Source organism: Cobetia sp. 4B (genome assembly GCF_018831605.1).
In the GTDB taxonomy this organism is placed as follows: domain Bacteria; phylum Pseudomonadota; class Gammaproteobacteria; order Pseudomonadales; family Halomonadaceae; genus Cobetia; species Cobetia amphilecti.
Genome location: NZ_CP059843.1, coordinates 1,336,812 through 1,351,693, shown reverse-complemented (window position 1 = coordinate 1,351,693; position 14,882 = coordinate 1,336,812). Strand labels below are relative to the sequence as shown.

The window sequence follows — 14,882 nt, the reverse complement described above, 5'->3', positions numbered from 1 at the left end:
CAGCAGGCTAACTATCATGGCCAGTCATCGCAGCGCTCACCGACAAGGATTGCCAGTGAACGCTTACCGCCTATCACCCGAGACCGTGATTCCTACCTGACATGACGCATCGCTCCCCCATTCATCCCTCTGCTGGTCACACCGCCACCACCAGCCCCAGCGCCACGGCGCCGCGCGGCCACGGCGATTACTGTGAAGCCGGGCTTGCCCGCCTGCTGGAGCAGCACGACCTCAATAGCTTCGATGCCCTGTGGCAAGTGGCAGCCCACGACGTCGACGCGCCGAATCGTGAACGCGGCGGCGTCTCGACGGTCTCGCTGCTGACGCTCGAGGATGAGGACGGCAACAGCCATCGCCTCTATCTCAAGCGCCAGACCAACCACCTGGGCCGCAGCCTGGCGCGCCCGCTGGGCGAACCGACCTTCTCTCGCGAATGGCGTGCCATCCGTCACTATCACGCGCTGGGAATACCGGCAGTGGACGCCGGCTGGTACGGCGAGCGGCGCGCAGGCCGGGAATGGCGCGCCATCCTGATCACCTTCGATCTCGCCGGGCGCGATGATCTGGACCACTGGCATGAACGCTGGGCGGAACTCGATGCCGCCATGCGCTCTCAGGTCATCACCGCCAGCGCCCGCCTCGTTCGCGAGATTCATCAGGCTGGCCTGATGCATGGCTGCCTGTTCCCCAAGCACATCTTCCTCAGTCGCCCGCCGAGTGAGCCGCCGGCCAGCACCTGGCGAATGGACGCCGTCATCATCGACCTCGAGAAGACGCGCCGCTTCTTGCTGCGCCGCCACGAGTGCCTGCGCGATCTCTACGTGCTGTGGCGCCGCCTGAAGGGCTGGCAGCACGATGAATGGCGACAATTTCTTGCCGTCTACCGCGATGCGGATGCGCAGAGCGCCGAGGTCAGTCAGTGGCTGGAACAGCTGGAAGCACGCGCCGCACGCAAGCGGCGCTGAGCCTGCAGAAGCCGGTGACGATCTTTGGCGTAGTGAGCAATAACCTCGCGCACGGCATGCGACCAAGGTCTTGGTCACCTTGCGCGAGGATGAATGAGGATGTCGCTCGAATGCGTCAGCACAAGTCTCACTCGTGAGACATTAAACTTCCCTGAAATAATCGGTAACATCCGCTAACAGGGCACCTAATAAGTTTTCAAACAACGTTCTAAAAAAATGCTTGCCAAACAGAACGCTGTTTTTTATAGTTTGCAGCGTCCCCTGATCGACGCAGCCACGCAGAGCACACGGCCCAAGCCGTAGGGTAGCGAGGCACTGCTGACAGGCAGCTTACGAAGCCAAGCTTCAAGGAGAATTACACATGAAAGCTATCAAGATCCTGACCGCTACTGTTATCGCCGGCACCATGGCTATGGGCGCACAATCCGCCATGGCATATGGCAAGGGTGATACCTTCCTGCGCGGTGGTGTTGCCAAGGTCGACGGCAAGAGCAACAACGGCAACGGTCTGATCGCCAAGGACGAGTCTGGCTTCGCCGGTTCCGTGGGCTACATGTTCCACGACAATCTGGCCATCGCCCTGCAGTCCACTGAAGAATTCAGCACTGACTGGGAAAACAGCGCCGGTGGCTTCGATCAGATGCCGATCAACCTGATGCTGCAGTACTACCCGCTGGGCGGTACTGAAGCCCGCGTCCAGCCGTACGCTGGTGTCGGCCTGAACTACACCCACTTCTCCGGTGAGTCTGCCGGTGGCCAGAGCATGGACATCGACGACAGCTACGGCGCCGCTGCCGAGCTGGGTGTGGACCTCAAGATCACCGAAGCCTGGGCCGTCAACGGCTTCGCTCGTTACGCCGACGTCAAGGCCGATACCAAGATCGCCGGTCAGGACGTGAACGACACCGAGCTGGACCCGGTCACTGTCGGTGCCGGTGTCACCTACCGCTTCTAAGTCCTTGCACGAGGCGTGAACATGCCTCCAGCGAGTACCTGGCAAGCCGTGTGATGCCGCGTCATGAAAACGTCAGCGATGGAGCTCGGCAACGTCGAGCCGTCCAGGCGCCAGATGGGCATCACACACAAACGCCGCAGACCTTCGGGTCTGCGGCGTTTTCGTTGTGGGCAGCCAACGGCTACACGGCGGATCTTGAACGACGTGGCGCAGAAATTGACCTGGATCAACCACGTCCCTGACCGAGCAAGAACGCCCGTAAACTCTTGCCCCAGATCAAATTTCTCGAAATTCGGCTACCTAGAATGAGGGCATTGTTTCCCGCCATCCTTCAGGAGCCATCATGTCCGACGTCGTCACTCGCTCAGCCTCCCTCCCCGCGCACCTGACTTCGCGTAGCCCGCGCTCTGCAGCACGCCCGTGGCAGCTTCTGGCACTGGCAGGCCTCACCAGCCTCGCGACTCTCGGCGCCGCACCGGCCATGGCCGTCGACTCGCTGAATGCCAGCTCTTATAGCTCTCTCAACTCTCTCAGCTCGCTCAACTCTCTCAACTACGGCGCCGGGCAGTTCTGGACGCGTGCGGGTGTCGCCAAGGTCTCGCCGAAGAGTGACAACGGTCGCATCGATGCCATCGGTGCCGACGTGGATGTCGATGATGACAGCGCCTTTGCCTTCACTCTCGGCTATCGCTTCACCGACACCTTCGGTATCGAGCTGCTGGCGGCGCAGGATTTCGACCACGACATCTCGCTCAATGGCCAGAAAGCCGGTTCCGTCGATCACCTGCCGCCGACCCTGACACTGCAGTACTACCCGCTTGGCGGACGTGAATCGCGCATCCAGCCGTACATCGGCGCGGGGGTCAATTACACCCACTTCTCCGATGAAACCCTCGACGATGGCACCAAACTCGAGATGGATGACAGCTGGGGCGCGGCCGCACAGATCGGCGTCGATCTGGTGATCAACGAGCACTGGGCGGCCAACGTCGCCGCCTGGTATCTGGATATCGATTCCGATGTCACCGTGGCGGGCAGCGTCAACGACAAGGTCGAGATCGACCCCATCGTGACCATGGCCGGGATCAGCTATCGCTTCTGATCAGCCACTTCCTGGCTAGCGCATCTGACTGGCCAGAAACGACAACGCCCCGCCAGCCCATCTCGGGCCGGCGGGGCGTTGTACTTGGTGAGTTGTGAGTTGTGCGCTCGGCACGCCTCAGCGCGGGGCGGCTTGCCCACTGTTCGTTACCGAGGCCTTGGAAGTTGCTGAAGCTGTTGAGGTTGAGGGCGTTGAGGGAGTTGAAGGCGAAGGCGGCGTGACGTCCTCCGCCGGCGCCTTGCTCACCTTGCCCGAACGCGGGCGGTCCAGCACCAGGCCCAGCACCACCAGTGCCGCGCCCGCCACCATCAGCGCGGTCCACTGCTCATCGAACAGCCACCATGCCATCAGCGCGGCACACGGCGGCACCAGGAAGAAGGTGCGCGCGACCTGATGGGCCTCGCCCCGCTCCAGCATCAGCATCAGCAGGCAGATGGCACCGACCGAGATGGCGATCACCAGCCAGGCCATGGTCATCAGCAGGCGCGGCGTGGGGTCAAAGGCAAAGCTGCCGACACTGGTCGCGGCGACGACGAATACCCCGCCCGCACCGAGATACTGGAACATCAGTCCCTCGACCAGCCCCATGCGCCCTGAGACCCGCTTCTGCCACAGCGTCGAGCTGGACACGCCGATCAGCGCCACCAGGCACCAGACGAGCCCGATCAGCGGCCACTCCAGGGTGCCCGCGCCATCCTTGGCAAGCCCTGCCCCCAGCACCAGACTGACGCCAATGGCACCACAGCCAAGCCCAGCCCACTGCTTGGCGCCCAGCCGCACGCCGAACAACGGCAGAGACAAGGCCGCCGTCACCAGCGGATGCAGACTGACCAGCAGCGCCGTCAGGCCCGCCGGCAGCCCCGCCTTGACCGCCGCGAACACGCCGCCCAGATAGGCGCCATGCAACAGCATGCCAATGCCCATCTGCGCCAGACGGTCGTTGCGCCGGCCCCACTGACGCGGCTTGCGGCGCAGCCACAGAATCACTCCCAGCACCGGCAGCACCAGCAGGCTGCGCACCAGCAGCAGGGTGAAGGGTTCAGCGTCCAGGGTACCGAAGCGCGCGGCGATGAAGCCGCTGGCGAACAGAAACACGAAGCAAAGTGGCATCCACATCACGCAGACTCCAGCGAGAGAAATGACAAGCGATCGGCCCATAGGCAGGTGCAGGACGTGCACCGACGGGACCACGACATGAGCCTTCAGCTTGCCGCGAACCCTCAAGGGGGCACAAGATACAGATAATCTCCAATTCAAGGGGTACAGACAGGCATGTCATCCGCCGAGCACGCTTCGTCCGCCAGCCGCCCTTCGCTTGCCGGCGATGCCATCAACTCAACCACCAGTTCAGGCGCCAGCTCAGGCGCCACAGCCGCGACGCTGCCGCGCTATCAGCAGCTGGTCGAGCGGCTCAAGGCCCAGATGGCGACGGGCAAACTGAGCGCAGGACAGCGCCTGCCTTCGCTAAGGCGGCAGGCGGCGCAGTCGGGGCTCGGCCTCAACAGCGTGATTCGTGCCTATGGCGAGCTGGAGGCGGCGGGCCTGATCATCGCCGAACCGCGCGCCGGCTATCGGGTCGCGCCATCGACGCAGGCTGCTCACGCCCCGGATGACCTGAATGGCGCCCTGAATGGCGGCTCACAGACCAGCCCGACTTCATCCCGTCATCCCGGCGTAGGGCAGCACGGACAGCACGGGCAGCGAGAGTCACATCACAGACCGCGCGCCATCACCACACTCACCATCAGTGACCCGGCATGGCAGGCGATGGCGAATGCCAGTGATCCGCGCCTGGCGCCGTTGGGTGCCGCTCACCCGGAGCTGGACGCCCCCGCCGTGCGTCGCCTGTATCGTCTGGCGCGCACTCAGCTCGGGGCGCATGCCCAGCATCCCAGCGCCTATGCTCTGCCGCCGGGCTCGAGCGCGCTGCGCACCGCCATCGCCCAGCACCTCAGCCACCACGGCCATCCCTGTGACAGCGAGGCCCTGTTGATCAGTCAGGGGGCGCAGCATGGCATGTCACTGCTGCTCGGCCAGCTGCGTGCCGCCAAGGGCCGCTGTCGGGTCGGCGTCGAAGCGCCGGGCTATTTCGGTATCGTGGCCGCCATCGAAGCCCAGGGCCATCAGGCGATCGCCATTCCGGCCCGCGCGCACCAGGGACTGGATGTCGAGGCGCTCGAGCGTCTGCTCGAACGTCATGATGACAAGACGCCCGCCCTGACGCTGGATGCCCTGATCGTGACCGCGGATGGCCACAATCCCCTGGGCGGGCAGCTGAGCACGCCAGATCGCCACCGCCTGCTGGCACTTGCGGCCCGCCACGCCATCCTGCTGGTCGAGAACACCACCTTTGCCGAGCTGAGCTTCGATACCCGCCATCCGTGGCTGGCCGACCTCGCCCATCGCCATGACGACAGGCCGATGCCTGCGCTGATCAGTCTCGGATCATTTTCCAAGACGCTGGACCCCCGCACCCGCTGCGGCTGGCTGTGGCTGTCACGGCCCGAGCAGGAGTCACCACTGGGGCTGCAGGCGATGATTCGGGCACGCTGGGCCAATGGCATGGGCGACATGCCGTGGATGCATGCTGCCCTGAGCGAACTGATCACCAGCGGGGATTACGGCCGCCATGTGCAGCGCATGCGACGCTGCTATGCGCGCCGCTTGGAACGTCTGCGCGCACACCTGAGCGCAGCGCTGGGTGACCGAGTCTGGCTGCCGCCGCCGAGCGGCGGCTATCTGCAATGGTGTGGCCTGCCCAGCCTTGAGGCGCGCCAGCTGGAGCAGTTGCATCAGGACCTGCTGAATGCAGGCATCGCCACCCTGCCCGGCAGCCTGTTCAATGCCGAACAGTCCGGCCTGCGTCTCAATGCGGCCCAGCTCGGCGAAGAAGCGATGCAGAACGCTGCGCGGCCCTCTGACGAGATTCCCCGCCAGCAGGAGATACTGGCGCGCCTCACCGCTCACCTGCAAAAAGCCCTCGCACAGGGCGAGGGCTGATTGAGGTGCGATGTCTGGATTTGCTTATGGCACAGACTTTCAGGCCATGCGTAGCGCCTGCTCGCGGCGACGTGCCCACACCTGATTGATCACCAGTGCCGCCACGATGACCGCTCCACCCAGCGCCAGACGCGCCAGGTCGGCGTCGCGGTTCCAGATCAGCAGATTGACCAGCAGGCCCGCCGGCACCAGCGCATTGTTCATGATCGCCAGCGTGCCGGCATCGACCCGCGTCGCGCCCTTGTTCCACAGGAAGTAGCCCAGCCCCGAGGCCACGATGCCCAGCCAGCCCAGCACCACGAAGTGCACCGGCTGCGACGGCAGCTTGTCAGTACTGCCGAACAGCAGGAACATCACGATCACCAGCGCCAGCGCGCCGAGATAGAACCAGCCGAACACATGGCGATGGGCGACATCCGCCGGCAGCTGCGGAGCAACCTGACGATAGGCCACCTGCCCGATGGCAAAGCACAGGTTGGCGCCCTGCACGACCGCAAAGCCGAGCCAGAAGCCGTCACTGACCCCGTTGTAGCGAATGATCGCCGCACCCAGCACCGCAATCGCGGCGGTCAGCAGGTAGAATGGCGATAGGCGCTTGTTCATCAGGTCATCGAGCAAGGTGATGTAGATAGGCGTGAAGATGGTGAACAGCAGCACTTCCGGCACGGGCAGCAGCAGAAAGGAGCGATAGAAGAAGATGTACATCAGGCCGAGCTGGATCGCGCCGATGGCCATCAACTGGAAGCGCAGACGACCGCTGATCGCCCGCGGGCGCATGAACGGCGCAAAGATCAGGCACGCCAGCACGATACGCGTCAGTACGGCCAGATAGCTATCGACCTGACCGGACAGATAGACGCCGATCAGGGAAAACGAGAAGGCCCAGAGGGCCGTGACACCAATCAGGTAGGACATGACGAGTAAACTCGGTAGCCAGAAGAAGTTGACACCAATTGTAACCCTCTATGCGCTGCTCGCGCAGATCCGCCAGCTGGATTTTTCGTCACGCTCCGGCCCGGCATCGCGCAATGCCTGGTCTGGCCAGGGAAGCGGCGAGGTGACGGTCTCTCGAGAAGCCGCTGCTTTCCCTCATGACGGGGCACGGCAGGCGGCTCAGCAAGAGGCGGAGAGCGTGGTATTTCTCGAGCAGGGCCAGTTCCAGCTCGAGGGCCAGTCATCCAGCGTCAACTTCCACAACCGCTATCGCTGGCAGCTGGCCGCGGATGGCGAGGCGCTGTCGCTCAGTCATGAACGTCGTGGACGCGATGCCGCCGTCTTCCTGTTCGATCTGGTGGCCGACAGCGCTCGAGGCGAAGACCACTTCGTCAGTCGTGAAGCGCATCTGTGCATCGATGACCTCTACGCCGCCACGCTGGTCATCGTGCGCGATGAGGCGGGCAATGCCCTGGGCTTTGATCTCGACTGGCGCATCACCGGCCCTCGCAAGGATGAACACCTCGCCTACCGCTATCGCTGCTGAGCGCGACCAGCATCTGACATGAGGGCTGTCGGCGCATGACGGGACCGCTGGCAGCACACGTAAACGCCGCTGACGAATCACTCCATCAGCGGCGTTTTTGCTCTGGCAGTCGATACTGACAGTCGATCAGGCCAGCAGACGCGCCTTGAACCACTCACCGATCGCCTCGATTTCCTCGAGACACACGGCGTGCGCCATCGGCCAGGTCTGCCATTCCAGCGGATGTCCCAGCGCACGCGCACTCTCGGCGCCCGCCTCACCCAGTGCCAGCGGCACGATATCGTCGTGGGTACCGTGATGGACACTGATGGCCAGGCCTTGATTGGCGGCGCTCGGCGCAATGGTCGCGCTGGTCGCGAAATAGGTCGAGAGCGCCAGCAAGCCGCCCAGCGGACGCTCGCAGCTCAACGCCGCCTCATAGACCACCGCGCCGCCCTGGGAGAAGCCGGCCAGAATGATGCGCTCACTGGCGATGCCCAGGGCGATCTGCTCCTCGATCAAGGCATGCACGTAGGCTGCGGATTCACGCAGCTGCACCTCATCGACGCGCCGCCCGAGATTCATTTCGAGAATGTCGTACCAGGCTGGCATGCGCATGCCGCCATTGACGGTCACGGCCAGCTCCTGTGCATGCGGGAAGACGAAACGCACGCCGTGATTCTCAGGCAGACCCAACGCAGGCACCACGGGCACGAAATCACTGCCGTCAGCACCCAGGCCGTGCAGCCAGATCACACAGGCATCCGCCTGGGCGCTCGGCTCGATGATCTGAGGGGCACGGTGGCCATGCTGCTGTGATGCGTCACTCATATTCAGCTCCGGTCGGTAAGAAGGGGAATGCCGCCCAGCCTACCATTGACGCCGTCATCTGCCATGCGATGAGGCTGGCAATCTCACCATGAACAGGCAAATTCCCCTGTCACTCGACGCCCGCCAGCCTCACCAATGCCACTAACGCCATGATGACAGAATATCTTCAGCACCCGTCAATCAAGGGTTCTGTCAATCAAGGGTTCTGGTGCTATTGCAGAATATCGGCCAGTTCGTTCACATCCTTCACGACATGATCCGGCTTCTTTGACAGCGGGAACAGGGCCTTGCCCGGGCGGGCGATGAACGTGGTCTGCAAGCCCGCCTCCTTGGCGCCCGCGACATCCCAGCCATGTGCCGCGACCATCATGGCTTCCTCGGGTTCGACATCAAGCTTGTCCAGCACCCATTCATAGGAACGCAGGTCCGGCTTGTAGATCTGGATATCTTCAATGCTGTAGCGCGCATCGAAATACGGCAGCAATCCCGCGTTTTCGAACTGCGCCTGGACGCCCTTGTTGGACGAGTTGGTCAGGCTGACGATCTTGTAGCCTTCCGCCTTCAGCCTGGCCAGACCTTCCTTGACATCAGGGTGAGGCGGGAGTGTCAGCAACGGGGTGATGATGGCCTTCTTCGCCTGCTCATCCGTCAGTTCGACACCGTTGTTCTGCGCGACCACCCGCAATGAAGCGACACCGATCTGCCCGAAATCGTGGTAATCCCGGGTCACGGTAGACACCAGAGAATAATGCAGCATGGTCGAGAACCACAGGGGCAGCAGGTCTTCTCTTCCCCCCAGTGCCTCGCCGACGGAACTGCGCATCGAGGCAAGATCCAGCAGCGTTTCATTGACATCGAAGATCAGCACCTTGGGCTTTTCGACGACATCACCCGCCATCACACACCCTGACATCAAACCAACGCCCAACACCAATGAACCTGCCACTTTCTTGAGTTTTGCGCGCACCATCATGGGCCTCCACTTGATTGATATCATGGCATCCTGCCTCGGGATATCCGACATGCAGGCCGGCAATCAACAACGTTTAATCACCGTGATGCATCATGACATCCATACAGTGAACTGCCGATGAATCCTTACGAATCATCTGGAAAACCCTCAGAATATTGCGGGCATCAAGCAAGGTGCCATACACAGAGTCGACCAGCCACTTGCTGTGCCCTTCTGGAATCCGGGCATAAAAAAACCCGCCATGATGGCGGGCAATGAATGTCGGGACAGCGACACCCAGGACAGGAAAGCGTTTGAGAAAGGGTTTTGCCACCAGGTCGTTCTAGAGGGGATGGTGGAGGGTCCCAAAGCCCTTGCTCAAGCGTTCTGCTCACTATCCAAGTGTCTCTACGTCTGGGATATTTCCTTTTGCTCTCCCTGAATTCCGGTAGTCACTGGCTTGCGCATCAGTGCCTACGCCTTCAATCGTCGCTGCGCGGTGATTCAAGCAGCGGCAATCAAATCACAGCGCTTCAATTGTTTCGCAATGACAACTTGCGGCATGAAGTCATGTGAAGCGTGTCATGTGAACCGAGTCGTGTGAACCGTCAGCATCGAAAGCTCAGCGATGGTCAGCGTCGATATCGACTGCACCATGCACATCACTATCGGCAAACACATTGCCACGGCTGGTGATCAGAATGTCAGGATTTGCGGCGTAGCGCTTTTCGCTCTTCTGATAATCACGCACTTCGCTGTGGATGCCGTGAGATTGAGCGCTATTGAAACGCGCGTTACTGCTGTCATCAGTGCTGATATCGGCACTGGCCAGACCGCTGGTGGCGAGGGCAAACGCTGCCAGGCCGTGAGTCATGAATGACTTGATCATCTTTCTATCCTCCGTTCATTTTCACTATCGAGTTACCATGAAGTGACACATCACTGATCACTTCATGTACTGCGTATATCCAGGCGGGATATCTATCAGAGTTGATACTTGATATTACCCACGTGAACAATTATCAAAGACTATCAACAAGCACTACCCACAAGGATGCGGCTTGCGATGGCGCGATATTCAGGCTTGCCCATGGCGGGACCCTTCTACGTCATCGTACGAGGCACGGCGCGTCGCTGCGTGGGATGACTCCCGACAGATACCGGCCATTTCAGGAAGGGTCAGACTGCCGTTTCACTTCGCGACGGGGGACACCTGGCGATCAGTGTCAGTGACACTGCTTTACGACTGGCTTGTTCACGCTTTTAGATCTTCGAGCTCTTATGTCTCCAAGCCTTTATGCCTCCAAGCCCTTATGTCTTCAAGCTCTAGCTGCTTAAAACTCTTGCTGCTGCTCATGACGACACTTGCTGCGTGGTCACGAATCAGAGCGGGGCTCAGACAACCTGAATCAGACAATCTGGCTCAGACGCTTTCGCTCAGAGCATGCTGGACGCGAGTCGCGGAAACGCTCTTGCCAGCATCGTTGGCGAATTGCTGGGAGTCGGACGCCAGTGTCTCGCGCTGACCTTCGATCGCAGCATCGTTCAAGGAGCTTTCGACACGGCCCGCGGCAACGCTCATGCCGGTATCGGCAAAGGTGGCTTGCTCGGCGGCGGCGGACTGGGCCTGGCCGTGGATGCTGGATTCGCTGAGCGCAGAGCGCACCTGAAGGTCAGCGACGCTGTCTGCAAAGGCAGCACCGGTGGCAGCAACGGAAAGCGCGGTGGCGGCGATGAGGGTATTGAGCATTTTCATGAAATATCTCCAGTGAAATCTTTGTTCGGGTCAACCGGGCCAGCTGGGCCAACCGGGTCAAAAAGGTCAGCCAGATCGCAAACAGAGTCCTTGTTCGCTGCCGTCAGCGTGACGGCGCGACGCATCAGGCGTTGTCGTTCAGGGCATGTTCGACACGTGACGCAGCAACGCTCTTGCCGGAATCATTGACGAACTGCTGGGTGTCGCGAGTGACCTGCGCCTGCTGGCCCTTGATGGTCTGGCTGTTCAGCGCCTGCTCGACACGGCTGGCCGCAACGCTCTTGCCTGCATCGGTGATGGCCTGCTGCTGCGTGGCTGCCTGCTGAGCCTGACCGTGGATCACGGACTCGCTGATGTTGGCGCGAACCTGCTGGTCGGCAACGCTATCGGCATTGGCGACGCCAGTGGCGGTCACGGACAGGGCAACGGCGGCGATAAGGGCATTGAGGGTTTTCATGAGGTGACTCCAGAAAAAGTGAATAGCGAATAGAAAAAAGGGAGATCAGTGCTGCTGTGGTCCCGGGCCTGGGGCCATGAATCAGGACCTTCAGACTCAGGCGTTGTCGTTCAGCGCATCTTCAAAGCGTGATGCCGCGACACTCTTGCCGTTGTCGTTGCTCAGGCTCTGGCCGCGGGAGACGGCGTGCGTCTGTTCACCCTTGATGGTGTCGGCGTTCAGGGACTGCTCGACACGGTTGGCAGCGGCACTCATGCCGGACTCGGTAGCATTCAGCTGCGTCGCGGCGGGCTGCGCCTGGCCGTGGATGACCTGTTCGCTCAGTGCGGCACGCACCTGGGCATCGGCAACACTTTCATCAGCGGTGGCAACGCCGGTGGCAGCAATGGAAATGGCAGCGGCGGCGATCAAGGAAGTCAGGGTTTTCATGATGATTCTCCAGAAATGGGCAAGGTCGAATGTCAGGTGAGGCGATGTTCGGGGGTCACCGAGTTGTCAGCGTGACCCACTCTGCTTCAGGCGTTGTCGCTGATGTGCTGCTGAACGCGGCTAGCGGCGACGCTCTTGCCCTGATCATTGACGGTGGCGTTGGCCTGGGACACGGCAGCGGTATCGACGCCGCGGATGTGGTCAGCATTGAGCGCCTGCTCAACGCGACCGGCAGCAACGCTCATGCCCGTTTCGGAGAAGCTCTGCTGGCTGGTGGCAGCCGGCTGAGTCTGGCCCATGATCTGCTGGCTGCTGATGGCGTTCTGGACGCGCACGGCGGCGGGGCTATCGTCGGCTGCGAACACGGAGGTGCTGGCAGTGGCGATGGCGACGGTAGCGATCAGAGTCTTGAGGGAAATGTTTTTCATGGTGTATCTCCTGGTCCTGGTGCGGATGCTTCCGCTTTGAGTCGTTGTCAGTCAGTGAAGGAGTGGTTTGCTGACCCCTGTCCGGGTCCTGGCCTTCACTGTCTGTAGTGCGTGCTGCGTTTCGATGATTATCAGACTAATGGTTATGCTGCGTTCAAACTAGCCGTGCAACTGGAAGCTCACTGTTTCTCTTTGAGCAACGCCACTGGAAACGAACGGCCTTCCCCAGCGCTTGCCCCTCCTGCCTCTCTCATCACCCATAAAGCTATTGCAGCGGTTCTGAAAAAGACTTGTACAACATGGAGAGTGCAAGAATTCCTTGTTTGCGTGCTGGCCCATCCCCTTGAGCGGCGCTTCGGCCTGGCAGATCACTATCGACTTTGGTTGAGGAAGACAGTGTCTCGCCCACCACCTTGGTCGAACATGCTGCACGCTGCAGGGTGTGTCTTGCTGTGCTGATGAGTTATACGTCGCCACAGCAGAACTGGATGCCACAAAAACAAGAAAATGCGTATTTTTCTTTTTGCTTTGGCTGAGACGCCTGAAAACAGCGTCCAACAGCAAGAAATTGTGCACATCAATCTTTACGAATATTCATTGACCGATTATTCAGGGTGTGTACCCTGCCCCTCACACTGTCAGTCGGTGACGCCTTGCCCACTGATGTCGAGAAGATTCATGTCACTCGACAACCAAGAGCTCGAGGTCAACTCCGCCTCATCAGCCCTGCATATTTGCTGCAACGTTGATGGAGTGCATTGTGAACCTCGCGAGCCGCGGGATATATCCCCGCGCCGGAACAGGATTGATTCCCCCAGCGAATCAATTCAGCGCTCTTCCAACCCTGACGGAAGCACCCTCACCCACCCATGCGAAGTAATCTCAACGTTTTCAATCGCTTAGGCGACCCATGCAACGATGTCAAAATGATGACAGCCTGGGGACGGCCGTCGCATTTCCGTCGGCGGACAGCAGAACGTGTTGGAAGAGCGTCAAGAAAGCGGCGAAAAAGTGTCGCGTGAGCAGCGCAAGACTGGCGTAAAGGGTCGGGTAAAGAGTGACGAGTGAGAAAAGGAGCACCAGCAGGACACCACGGCCGGCAAGCAGCACTCGGCTCGGTTCAACACAGGGCCAGGCCCGAGCGGTGCCACGCATTATCGACCGTCATCCGACGTGGGATACACTGGCGTCATGCCTATCGAGCCCGAAGCCCCGTCCCATGCATCGCCCGGTGCAGCCGAGTCATCGTCCCCTTTTGCCCAATGGGCCGACTCCCCCTGTGCGACCGGCTGCGACCTGCGCCGCGACTGCGCGCCCTACAGCCACCCGCGCGTCAGGGATATCGCCTGGCTTCTGAGTGCCCCGGATCTATTGCAGCTTGCGCGTTACCCACGCCCGTCCCTGGCGGCACTCGGGCTGGAGGATGACCGCGTCCGCCACCACTGGCTGATGACGCTGGAGCAGGCGCCCCACGCGCTCGAAGCTGCCGTGAATGAGCGCCGCCACTATCGCCTGGGCCACTACCATGAGCTGCTCTGGCAATTCGTGCTGGCACACGCGCCCGGCAGTCGCCTGCTGGTCAACAACCTCAGGATTTCCCAGGGCAAGATCACGCTGGGCGAGCTGGACATGCTCTATCTGGCGGCGCAGGACACGGCGCCCACGCACCTGGAGGTCGCGATCAAGTTCTATCTCGGCCTGCCCGAAGGCCCTGAAGCGGCCGACAGCCCGGCACGCTGGATAGGCCCCGGCGGCGCCGACAGCCTCGCCATCAAGTATCAGCGCAGCCTTGAGCATCAATTGCCCCTGGCCTATACCGAGCGCGGGCAGCAGACGATACGCCAGGAACTGACCAGACAAGCACTGGCCAGACAGGCAGGCGCGAGCGAGACGAACTCGCCGCTGGCAGAAAGTCCGTCTGCCCCGCTGCTCGCGGGGCAGCAACTGGCATTGCCCGGTTGCCTGTTTCGCCCCTGGCAGCCAGATATAGCTCCCGCCGACACGCTGCCCCCACCCCGCCATTGCCATCCCGAGAGTGCGCGCCAGGCCGGCTGGTGGATGAGCGTCAGTCAGTTTGCTGCCTTCTGTCAGACCCTCGAGGCCTCCCCGATGCATGGCGGCCCGCTGTTGGGCTGTGTCAGGGAAAAACCTGCCTGGCTGGCCGCCCCGCCCGTGGCGTCGCTACAACCATGGCATAAACTGGACCGCTGGCTGCGCGATCACTTCGTGCCACCGGCCGCTGACGACCTCAGGCCGGACGAACCAGTTCAGCAAGTCACGGCGGCTCAGCAAGACGCGGCGGCTCAGCAGCACAGTCGCCAGCGCACGCATCAACACCCCCGCCAGCTGTGGCTGGAGCGCAGCGTGGCAGCGCCTGACAGCGAGCCGTCCACCGCCAGCTCACCCCGCCAGCAATGGCGGATCTTCGTGGTGCCGGATGACTGGCCGAGCTTCATTCCACTACCGCCCCCGGCACCTGCCGCGCAGTGAGCCTGACGCGTGGCTTGCTGGTGGCTTTGTCTTGCTACGTGAAATCAACGATAATGCG

Annotated in this window: 16 protein-coding genes; 6 read left to right on the top strand and 10 right to left on the bottom strand. The window is 61.5% G+C overall.

The genetic code is table 11. The annotated features are described in order from the left end of the window. Positions 1 to 101 precede the first annotated feature (101 nt). The 3 genes from H2O77_RS05800 to H2O77_RS05790 all read left to right on the top strand — a co-directional run bounded on the left by H2O77_RS05800 (position 102) and on the right by H2O77_RS05790 (position 3,022). Positions 102 to 965 carry a lipopolysaccharide kinase InaA family protein gene (locus H2O77_RS05800; RefSeq protein ID WP_215824140.1) on the top strand — a complete coding sequence of 288 codons (864 nt, stop codon included), beginning with the start codon at positions 102 to 104 and terminating at the stop codon, positions 963 to 965. A 361-nt stretch (positions 966 to 1,326) separates the two neighbouring features. Then, complete coding sequence (locus H2O77_RS05795; protein ID WP_043335424.1) at positions 1,327 to 1,920, top strand: OmpW family outer membrane protein; 594 nt, start codon at positions 1,327 to 1,329, stop codon at positions 1,918 to 1,920. Between the two features lie 481 nt (positions 1,921 to 2,401). Next, positions 2,402 to 3,022: an OmpW family outer membrane protein gene (locus tag H2O77_RS05790; RefSeq protein ID WP_215824499.1), complete on the top strand. Its 621-nt coding sequence runs from the start codon at positions 2,402 to 2,404 to the stop codon at positions 3,020 to 3,022. A 117-nt stretch (positions 3,023 to 3,139) separates the two neighbouring features. Here H2O77_RS05790 and H2O77_RS05785 read toward each other — a convergent pair whose 3' ends face one another. Next, positions 3,140 to 4,138, bottom strand: a complete 999-nt coding sequence (locus H2O77_RS05785; protein WP_215824139.1) for a DMT family transporter — start codon at positions 4,136 to 4,138, stop codon at positions 3,140 to 3,142. 156 nt (positions 4,139 to 4,294) lie between these two features. Between H2O77_RS05785 and H2O77_RS05780 the strand changes: the two genes are divergently transcribed. Further along, positions 4,295 to 6,022, top strand: coding sequence for a PLP-dependent aminotransferase family protein (locus tag H2O77_RS05780; protein ID WP_215824138.1), 1,728 nt, complete (start codon positions 4,295 to 4,297; stop codon positions 6,020 to 6,022). A gap of 39 nt (positions 6,023 to 6,061) precedes the next feature. Here the strand turns inward: H2O77_RS05780 and H2O77_RS05775 are convergent, their stop codons facing one another. Continuing rightward, positions 6,062 to 6,937 carry a DMT family transporter gene (locus tag H2O77_RS05775; protein WP_153635377.1) on the bottom strand — a complete coding sequence of 292 codons (876 nt, stop codon included), beginning with the start codon at positions 6,935 to 6,937 and terminating at the stop codon, positions 6,062 to 6,064. On the opposite strand from H2O77_RS05775, the gene H2O77_RS05770 reads away from it, so the two are divergent. Beyond that, entirely contained in the window at positions 6,936 to 7,502 is a 567-nt protein-coding gene (locus H2O77_RS05770) for a DUF6314 family protein (RefSeq protein ID WP_215824137.1), read from the top strand. The genes H2O77_RS05775 and H2O77_RS05770 overlap by 2 nt on opposite strands. Positions 7,503 to 7,628: 126 nt before the next feature. On the opposite strand, the gene H2O77_RS05765 is transcribed toward H2O77_RS05770, so the two are convergent. The 8 genes from H2O77_RS05765 to H2O77_RS05730 all read right to left on the bottom strand — a co-directional run bounded on the left by H2O77_RS05765 (position 7,629) and on the right by H2O77_RS05730 (position 12,334). Next, on the bottom strand, positions 7,629 to 8,312 hold the full coding sequence (locus H2O77_RS05765) for a carboxylesterase (RefSeq protein WP_215824136.1): 684 nt from the start codon (positions 8,310 to 8,312) through the stop codon (positions 7,629 to 7,631). Positions 8,313 to 8,523: 211 nt separating this feature from the next. After that, a complete protein-coding gene (locus H2O77_RS05760; RefSeq protein ID WP_215824135.1) occupies positions 8,524 to 9,285 on the bottom strand; it encodes a haloacid dehalogenase type II in 762 nt (253 codons plus the stop codon). Positions 9,286 to 9,358: 73 nt separating this feature from the next. After that, entirely contained in the window at positions 9,359 to 9,598 is a 240-nt protein-coding gene (locus H2O77_RS05755; protein WP_215824134.1) for a hypothetical protein, read from the bottom strand. Between the two features lie 288 nt (positions 9,599 to 9,886). Next, entirely contained in the window at positions 9,887 to 10,153 is a 267-nt protein-coding gene (locus H2O77_RS05750; RefSeq protein ID WP_192837887.1) for a hypothetical protein, read from the bottom strand. A 534-nt stretch (positions 10,154 to 10,687) separates the two neighbouring features. Beyond that, a complete protein-coding gene (locus H2O77_RS05745) occupies positions 10,688 to 11,020 on the bottom strand; it encodes a hypothetical protein (protein WP_215824133.1) in 333 nt (110 codons plus the stop codon). 124 nt (positions 11,021 to 11,144) lie between these two features. Further along, positions 11,145 to 11,477 carry a hypothetical protein gene (locus H2O77_RS05740; protein ID WP_043335408.1) on the bottom strand — a complete coding sequence of 111 codons (333 nt, stop codon included), beginning with the start codon at positions 11,475 to 11,477 and terminating at the stop codon, positions 11,145 to 11,147. 96 nt (positions 11,478 to 11,573) lie between these two features. Then, positions 11,574 to 11,906, bottom strand: coding sequence for a hypothetical protein (locus H2O77_RS05735; protein ID WP_215824132.1), 333 nt, complete (start codon positions 11,904 to 11,906; stop codon positions 11,574 to 11,576). Positions 11,907 to 11,992: 86 nt separating this feature from the next. Beyond that, the gene (locus H2O77_RS05730) at positions 11,993 to 12,334 is read right to left on the bottom strand and encodes a hypothetical protein (RefSeq protein ID WP_107335218.1); all 342 of its coding nucleotides are present in this window, start codon (positions 12,332 to 12,334) and stop codon (positions 11,993 to 11,995) included. A 1,191-nt stretch (positions 12,335 to 13,525) separates the two neighbouring features. Between H2O77_RS05730 and H2O77_RS05725 the strand changes: the two genes are divergently transcribed. Continuing rightward, positions 13,526 to 14,824 carry a DUF1853 family protein gene (locus H2O77_RS05725; RefSeq protein WP_215824131.1) on the top strand — a complete coding sequence of 433 codons (1,299 nt, stop codon included), beginning with the start codon at positions 13,526 to 13,528 and terminating at the stop codon, positions 14,822 to 14,824. Positions 14,825 to 14,882: the final 58 nt, after the last annotated feature.

Excerpts from the sequence above, each read along its gene's own strand:
- H2O77_RS05800 (WP_215824140.1), top strand. The coding sequence starts at position 102 with ATGACGCATCGCTCCCCCATTCATCCCTCTGCTGGTCACACCGCCACC.
- H2O77_RS05795 (WP_043335424.1), top strand. The coding sequence starts at position 1,327 with ATGAAAGCTATCAAGATCCTGACCGCTACTGTTATCGCCGGCACCATG.
- H2O77_RS05790 (WP_215824499.1), top strand. The coding sequence starts at position 2,402 with ATGGCCGTCGACTCGCTGAATGCCAGCTCTTATAGCTCTCTCAACTCT.
- H2O77_RS05785 (WP_215824139.1), bottom strand. The coding sequence starts at position 4,138 with ATGTGGATGCCACTTTGCTTCGTGTTTCTGTTCGCCAGCGGCTTCATC.
- H2O77_RS05780 (WP_215824138.1), top strand. The coding sequence starts at position 4,295 with ATGTCATCCGCCGAGCACGCTTCGTCCGCCAGCCGCCCTTCGCTTGCC.
- H2O77_RS05770 (WP_215824137.1), top strand. The coding sequence starts at position 6,936 with ATGACGAGTAAACTCGGTAGCCAGAAGAAGTTGACACCAATTGTAACC.
- H2O77_RS05775 (WP_153635377.1), bottom strand. The coding sequence starts at position 6,937 with ATGTCCTACCTGATTGGTGTCACGGCCCTCTGGGCCTTCTCGTTTTCC.
- H2O77_RS05765 (WP_215824136.1), bottom strand. The coding sequence starts at position 8,312 with ATGAGTGACGCATCACAGCAGCATGGCCACCGTGCCCCTCAGATCATC.
- H2O77_RS05760 (WP_215824135.1), bottom strand. The coding sequence starts at position 9,285 with ATGATGGTGCGCGCAAAACTCAAGAAAGTGGCAGGTTCATTGGTGTTG.
- H2O77_RS05750 (WP_192837887.1), bottom strand. The coding sequence starts at position 10,153 with ATGATCAAGTCATTCATGACTCACGGCCTGGCAGCGTTTGCCCTCGCC.
- H2O77_RS05745 (WP_215824133.1), bottom strand. The coding sequence starts at position 11,020 with ATGAAAATGCTCAATACCCTCATCGCCGCCACCGCGCTTTCCGTTGCT.
- H2O77_RS05740 (WP_043335408.1), bottom strand. The coding sequence starts at position 11,477 with ATGAAAACCCTCAATGCCCTTATCGCCGCCGTTGCCCTGTCCGTGACC.
- H2O77_RS05735 (WP_215824132.1), bottom strand. The coding sequence starts at position 11,906 with ATGAAAACCCTGACTTCCTTGATCGCCGCCGCTGCCATTTCCATTGCT.
- H2O77_RS05730 (WP_107335218.1), bottom strand. The coding sequence starts at position 12,334 with ATGAAAAACATTTCCCTCAAGACTCTGATCGCTACCGTCGCCATCGCC.
- H2O77_RS05725 (WP_215824131.1), top strand. The coding sequence starts at position 13,526 with ATGCCTATCGAGCCCGAAGCCCCGTCCCATGCATCGCCCGGTGCAGCC.